Below are 6,987 nucleotides of genomic sequence, written 5' to 3'. Positions count from 1 at the left end.
AGTGGACGGGACTCGAACCCGCGACCTCCGGCGTGACAGGCCAGCATTCTAACCGACTGAACTACCACTCCGCTTTTGAAACTTGTCGCTCGGTGCTCTGGTGGGTGCTGAGGGTTTCGAACCCCCGACCCTCTCCGTGTAAAGGAGACGCTCTACCGCTGAGCTAAGCACCCTAGCGAGTCGATTAGTTTACGGCATCCTTCAGCGCTTTGCCAGCCTTGAAGGTCGGATTCTTCGACGCGGCGATCTTGATCGAGTCGCCGGTCTTCGGGTTGCGGCCGGTGCGCTCGGCACGGTCGCGCACCTGGAAGGTGCCGAAGCCAACGAGGGTCACGCTGTCGCCCTTCTTGAGCGCCTTGGTGACTTCGGACACGAAGGCGTCGACGGCGCGACCGGCTTCGGCCTTGGAGATATCCGCAGCGGCGGCGATAGCGTCGTTCAGTTCGGCTTTATTCATTTCTTGATGACTCCATGTGCGGCAGAAAACCGCGGAATTGAGGATCGGGTGTCGGCGTGGCCTGCCTCGTCTGCGACGAGGCCCCGATTGATTTTTTCACTACCAAGCACGCGCGTTCGCAGTGCTCGCAAGTCGTGCATTTATACCAGCGGCCTCCCACCCGCGCAAGCCGAAAAGCCAGCAACGGCGCGGGTTTGAGCCACTTGGGCGGGCGCGGTTCAGCGCCCCTCAGTGCTTGACGCGCGCGTTCGAGGATGCTTTCGGCTTGGGCTTGCGCCGCACCGGCTCGCCCTCGGCGGCGGCCGCGACCTTCGGCTTCAGCGGCGTCTCCAGCGCCAGGTCGAGCACTTCGTCGATCCACTTGACCGGCACGATCTTCAGGTCGCGGGTGACGTTCTCCGGAATGTCGGCCAGATCCTTGCGGTTCTCCTCCGGGATGATCACCGTGTGGATGCCGCCACGCAGCGCCGCCAGCAGCTTCTCCTTGAGTCCGCCGATCGCCGAGACGCGGCCGCGCAAGGTGATCTCGCCGGTCATCGCCACATCGGCCTTGACCGGCACCTTGGTCAGCATCGACACCAGCGAGGTCACCATCGCGATGCCGGCGCTGGGGCCGTCCTTCGGCGTGGCGCCGTCGGGCACGTGCAGATGCACGTCGTGCTTCTGCAGGAAGTCGACCTCGATGCCGAGCCGCTCGGCGCGCGAGCGCACCACCGACAGCGCCGCCGAGGCCGATTCCTTCATCACGTCGCCGAGCTGGCCGGTCAGGATCACCGCACCCTTGCCCGGGACCAGGGTCGATTCGATCTGCAGCAGATCGCCGCCGACTTCGGTCCAGGCCAGGCCGGTGACCAGGCCGACTTCGTTCTGCTCCTCGGCGCGGCCGAAATCGAAGCGGCGCACGCCCAGGTACTTGTCCAGGTTCTTGGAGCCGACGCTGACCCGCGCCTTGTCCTTGCGCACCGCCGCGCCCTTCTTCGCCGGCGCCTTCTTGGCCACCGCCGGCTGCGGGCCGGCCAGCGCGATTTCCTTGACCACCTTGCGGCAGATCTTGGCGACTTCGCGCTCGAGGTTGCGCACGCCGGATTCGCGCGTGTAGTAGCGCACGATGTCGCGGATCGCGTCGGCGGCGATCTCCAGCTCGTCGCCCTTCAGGCCGTTGGCCTTCAGCTGCTTGGGCACCAGGTAGCGCATGGCGATGGCCAGCTTCTCGTCCTCGGTGTAGCCGGGGATGCGGATCACCTCCATGCGGTCGAGCAGCGGGCCGGGGATGTTCAGCGAGTTGGAGGTCGCCACGAACATCACTTCGGACAGATCCAGGTCCACTTCCAGGTAGTGGTCGTTGAAGGCGTTGTTCTGCTCGGGATCGAGCACTTCCAGCAGCGCCGAGGACGGATCGCCACGGAAGTCCATCGACATCTTGTCGATCTCGTCGAGCACGAACAGCGGATTCTTGCTGCTGACCTTGTTGAGGTTCTGCACGATGCGGCCCGGCATCGAGCCGACGTAGGTACGCCGATGCCCGCGGATCTCCGCCTCGTCGCGCACGCCGCCGAGCGACATGCGCACGAACTTGCGGTTGGTCGCCTTGGCGATGGACTGGCCGAGCGAGGTCTTGCCGACACCGGGCGGGCCGACCAGGCACAGGATCGGGCCCTTCATCTGCTTCACCCGCGACTGCACCGCCAGATATTCCAGGATGCGGTCCTTGACCTTCTCCAGGCCGTAGTGGTCGGCGTCCAGCGTTTCCTGCGCGACCTTCAGGTCCTTGCGCACCTTGCTGCGCTTCTTCCACGGCACGCCCAGCAGCCAGTCGAGATAGTTGCGCACGACCGCGGCCTCGGCCGACATCGGCGACATCTGCTTGAGCTTGTTGAGCTCGGCCTTGGCCTTGGTTTCCACCGGCTTGGGCATGCCCGCCTCGGCGATCTTGCGCGCCAGTTCTTCCAGTTCGCCAGGCGCGTCGTCCAGATCGCCCAGCTCCTTCTGGATCGCCTTCATCTGCTCGTTGAGGTAGTACTCGCGCTGGCTCTTCTCCATCTGCGACTTGACCCGGCCGCGGATGCGCTTCTCCAGCTGCTGCACGTCGATCTCGCCGTCGACCAGACCGACCAGCATCTCCAGCCGCTCGCCCACTTCCAGGGTTTCCAGCAGGCGCTGCTTGTCGGCCAGGCGCACGCCGATGTGCGCGGCGATGGTGTCGGCCAGGCGGCCCGGCTCGTCGATGCCCGACAGCGTCTGCAGCAGCTCCGGCGGCAGCTTGCGGTTGGTCTTGACGTACTGCTCGAACAGCGACATCAGCGAACGCGCGATCGCCTCGACCTCGCGCTCCTCGCGCGACTCGACGGCATCGATCTCGCTGCCTTCGCCCTGCAGCGCGCCGTCGCGCTCGACCACCTTGTCGACGCTGACCCGCGACAGCCCCTCGACCAGCACCTTGATGGTGCCGTCGGGCAGCTTCAGCAATTGCAGCACCTGCGCCAGGGTGCCGACGTTGTACAGGTCGGCCGCCACCGGATCGTCGGTCTCGGCGGACTTCTGCGCGACCAGCAGGATGCGCTTGTCGGCCTCCATCGCGTGCTCGAGCGCGCGCATGGATTTGTCGCGGCCGACGAACAGCGGGATGACCATGTGCGGGAAGACCACGACGTCGCGCAACGGCAGGACCGGCAGGTCGAGGACTTCGGATTTGGACTGGGCCATGAGGGTTCCGATGTGGGGTGCGGGAATGCGGAAAGGCGGGCATAAAAATGCCGATGGCCCCGTTATGGGGCCATCGGCTGGATGATGCAAGGGCAGCGAAAAAGACCCTTTTCTTTCAAGCGTTTAGCCAGTCGCGACGGCCGCGGCAGGACAGCGCCGCGGCTTCACCCGGCACTCACTCGGCCGAGGCCACCTTCGGCGCCGGCGGCGGGGTCTGGTAGATCAGGTACGGCTCGGACTTGTGCTCGATCACCGACTCGTCCACCACCACCTTGCTGACGTTTTCCTGCGACGGCAGCTCGTACATCGTATCCAGCAGCACCGACTCGACGATGGTGCGCAGGCCGCGCGCGCCGGTCTTGCGCTTGAGCGCCTTCTTGGCGATGGCCAGCAGCGCGTCGGGCCGGAATTCCAGCTCCACGCCTTCCATCTCGAACAGCTTCTTGAACTGCTTGGTGATCGCGTTCTTCGGCTCGGTCAGGATCCGGATCAGCGCCGGCTCGTCCAGTTCCTCGAGCGTGGCGACCACCGGCAGGCGGCCGACGAACTCGGGGATCAGGCCGAACTTGATCAGGTCTTCCGGCTCCACTTCGGCCAGGATCTTGCCGACTTCGCGCTTGCGCTCGGAACTCTTCACCTTGGCGCCGAAACCGATGCCGCCGACGTCGTTGGAGCGCTGCTGGATCACCTTGTCCAGGCCGGCGAACGCGCCGCCGCAGATGAACAGGATGTTCTTGGTGTCCACCTGCAGGAATTCCTGCTGCGGATGCTTGCGTCCGCCCTGCGGCGGCACCGATGCCACAGTGCCTTCGATCAGCTTCAGCAGCGCCTGCTGCACGCCTTCGCCGGACACGTCGCGGGTGATCGACGGGTTCTCGCTCTTGCGCGAGATCTTGTCGATTTCGTCGATGTAGACGATGCCCTGCTGCGCCTTGTCGACGTCGTAGTCGCACTTCTGCAGCAGCTTCTGGATGATGTTCTCCACGTCCTCGCCGACATAGCCGGCTTCGGTCAGCGTGGTCGCATCGGCGATCGTGAACGGCACGTTGAGCAGGCGCGCCAGCGTTTCGGCCAGCAGCGTCTTGCCCGAACCGGTCGGACCGACCAGCAGGATGTTGGACTTCGCCAGCTCGACTTCGTCGTTCTTCTGCCGGCTCTCGATGCGCTTGTAGTGGTTGTACACGGCCACGGCGAGCGTGCGCTTGGCGCGCAGCTGCCCGATCACGTACTGGTCCAGCACCTCGAGGATTTCCTTGGGCTTGGGCAGGCTGCTGCGTGCGGACTGCGCCTTCTCCTCGAGCTCCTCGCGGATGATGTCGTTGCACAGCTCGACGCATTCGTCGCAGATGAACACGCTCGGCCCGGCGATCAGCTTACGGACCTCGTGTTGACTCTTGCCGCAGAACGAGCAGTACAGAATCTTGTTGCTGTCGCCGGAACGGCCTTGCCGGTCTTCGCTCATTGCTTCGCTTACCCAGTTACCCCACCCGATGAACGGGGGTTCGATTTCGAGAATAACACAGGGCCGGGAGGACGCTAGCCCGGCCCCGGCCCTGCGGAATACGCTGCGTTTTGCAGTACATGCAAGCCTTATGCCGGCTGGATCGACTCTTCCGGACGGCGCTCCAGCACCTGGTCGACCAGCCCGTAGGTCTGCGCGTCGACGGCGCTCTTGAAGTTGTCGCGCTCGGTATCGCGGGCGATGGTTTCCAGCGACTGGCCGGTGTGCTTGGCCAGGATTTCGTTCAGCCGCGAGCGCAGGGTCAGGATCTCGCGCGCGTGGATGTCGATATCGGTGGCCTGGCCCTGGAAGCCGCCCAGCGGCTGGTGGATCATCACCCGCGAGTTCGGCAGCGCATAGCGCTTGCCGGCCGCGCCCGACGCCAGCAGCAGCGCGCCCATCGAGGCGGCCTGGCCGACGCAGATGGTGCTCACGTCCGGCTTGATGTACTGCATGGTGTCGTAGATCGCCATGCCGGCGGTGACCACGCCGCCCGGCGAGTTGATGTAGATACTGATGTCCTTTTCCGGGTTGTCCGCTTCCAGGAACAGCATCTGCGCCACGATCACGTTGGCCATGTGGTCGTCGATCGGACCGACCAGGAAGATCAGCCGCTCCTTCAGCAGGCGCGAATAGATGTCGTAGGCACGCTCGCCGCGACTGGTCTGCTCGACCACCATCGGAACCAGATTCAAGGCCTTGGTCACATTGTCCACGCGGGAACTCCTGCTCTGTGTCGTCCCTGCACGGGGATGTGCAGGGCTTCGCATCTTGTCGCGCCCCCACGGCTGCGAGGGCTTGGATTGCGTCTCCAACCCGCATGCAATATGCGGGCCGCCGCGAAGCGGCGCCTTACTGGCGGATCGCTTCCTGGAACGTCATCGCCTGCTCGGTGTGCTTGGCGCGCTCGGCGATCCAGTCGATCACCTGCTCTTCCATCACACGGCTCTGCAGTCCCCCCATCAATTGGGGATCGTTGCGGTACATCTCAATGACCTGTTCCGGCTCTTCGTAGGTCGAGGCGATCAGGCGCAGGGTTTCCGAGACCCGCTTGGGGTCCAGGCGCAGCTCGTTGCGGCGGGCGACCTCGCCGACCAGCAGGCCGACCAGCACGCGCTTGCGCGCCGCGTCCACGAAGCCCTGGTGGGCGTCGTCCGGCACCTGGCCCGGGTCGCGGCCGGAGCGGCGCATCTGTTCCACCTGCTGCGCCAGCATCGAACGCGCCTCGTTCTCGACCAGCCGCGGCGGCATTTCCACCGACGCGTAGGCGGCGATCAGCTGCTCGCCGACCTCGCGGCGCAGCCGGTTCATCAGCGCGCCCTTGAGCTCGCGCTCCAGGTTGATGCGGATGTCCTTGCGGAACTGCTCGGCATCGCCGCTCTTCACGCCGAAGCTCTTGATGAACTCCTTGTCCACCTCCGGCAGCACCGGCGCGGCGACTTCGACCGCCTTCACGTGCACCTGGACCTGCTTGCCGGCGAATTGCGGCACGCGCCAGTCGGCCGGGAAATCGACCGTCAGGGTCTTTTCCTCGTCCTTGGACAGGCCGACCAGGCCCTGCTCGATCGCCGGGAACATGACGCCCGAGCCGATCACGCTGCTGCCCTTCTCCACGCCCTCGGCGGGCAGGCGCTCGTCGCCGGCCTGCGACCAGGTTTCCAGGGTCACCAGGTCGCCGTCCTGCGCCGGACGCCCAGCGGGCTGCCAGGTGCGGCGCTGCAGGCGCAGGTTCTCGATCATCTGCTCGATGTCGGCGTCGGTGACCTCGGCGGTGTGGCGGATCACTTCCAGCTTGGCCACGTCGATGTCGCCGAACTCCGGCACCACTTCGAAGGTGGCCACGAACTGCAGCTCGTTGTCGCCGGCGCGGTCGATGCGCGGGTTGCCGGCCAGGCGCAGTTCGTGCTCGCGCACCGCCGAATCGAAGGTTTCGCGCAGCAGGCCGTCCAGCGCCTCGGCGCGGATCTGCGGCCCGAAGCGCTGCTCGATCACCTTCGGCGGGATCTTGCCGGGACGGAAGCCCTTGATCCGCGCGGTGCGCGCGACTTCGCGCAGGCGGCCGCCGATATGGGTCTCCAGGCGCTCCTCCGGCAGGGTGAAGGTCAGACGCCGTTCCAAGGTACCGGTGGTTTCGATCGAAGCTTGCATGTGGACTCCTGCCACCGGGAGCCCACGGCTCTCGGCACGATGTAGAAAAATACGGGTTGACGCGGGCACGGGACGGCCGCCGCAGCCGGATAGTTTCGCCTATTCCCGCGGTGCCTGCCAGCGCACCCGGTCGGCCGGCGCCGCTGCAGGCCTGGCGCGGCGGGGGTGCGGACGGGGG

General features: G+C 65.7%; 5 protein-coding genes and 1 tRNA gene. All 6 read right to left on the bottom strand.

Going from position 1 to position 6,987, the window contains the following annotated elements:
• Positions 1 to 98: 98 nt before the first annotated feature.
• Positions 99 to 173: transfer RNA gene (locus JR064_RS22820), tRNA-Val, on the bottom strand.
• An 11-nt stretch (positions 174 to 184) separates the two neighbouring features.
• Positions 185 to 502, bottom strand: a complete 318-nt coding sequence (locus JR064_RS22815; protein ID WP_228320647.1) for an HU family DNA-binding protein — start codon at positions 500 to 502, stop codon at positions 185 to 187.
• Between the two features lie 183 nt (positions 503 to 685).
• Positions 686 to 3,160 carry an endopeptidase La gene (lon, locus tag JR064_RS22810; RefSeq protein ID WP_206231234.1) on the bottom strand — a complete coding sequence of 825 codons (2,475 nt, stop codon included), beginning with the start codon at positions 3,158 to 3,160 and terminating at the stop codon, positions 686 to 688.
• A gap of 175 nt (positions 3,161 to 3,335) precedes the next feature.
• Positions 3,336 to 4,622, bottom strand: a complete 1,287-nt coding sequence (gene clpX / locus JR064_RS22805) for an ATP-dependent Clp protease ATP-binding subunit ClpX (protein WP_003468538.1) — start codon at positions 4,620 to 4,622, stop codon at positions 3,336 to 3,338.
• Between the two features lie 128 nt (positions 4,623 to 4,750).
• A complete protein-coding gene (gene clpP, locus JR064_RS22800; RefSeq protein ID WP_179570633.1) occupies positions 4,751 to 5,377 on the bottom strand; it encodes an ATP-dependent Clp endopeptidase proteolytic subunit ClpP in 627 nt (208 codons plus the stop codon).
• Between the two features lie 136 nt (positions 5,378 to 5,513).
• The gene (gene tig / locus JR064_RS22795; RefSeq protein WP_191825036.1) at positions 5,514 to 6,809 is read right to left on the bottom strand and encodes a trigger factor; all 1,296 of its coding nucleotides are present in this window, start codon (positions 6,807 to 6,809) and stop codon (positions 5,514 to 5,516) included.
• Between the last annotated feature and the right edge of the window lie 178 nt (positions 6,810 to 6,987).

Origin of the sequence: Xanthomonas bonasiae (assembly GCF_017163705.1) — a bacterium.
In the GTDB taxonomy this organism is placed as follows: Bacteria; Pseudomonadota; Gammaproteobacteria; order Xanthomonadales; family Xanthomonadaceae; genus Xanthomonas_A; species Xanthomonas_A bonasiae.
This window is presented reverse-complemented; position numbering and strand designations above follow the sequence as displayed.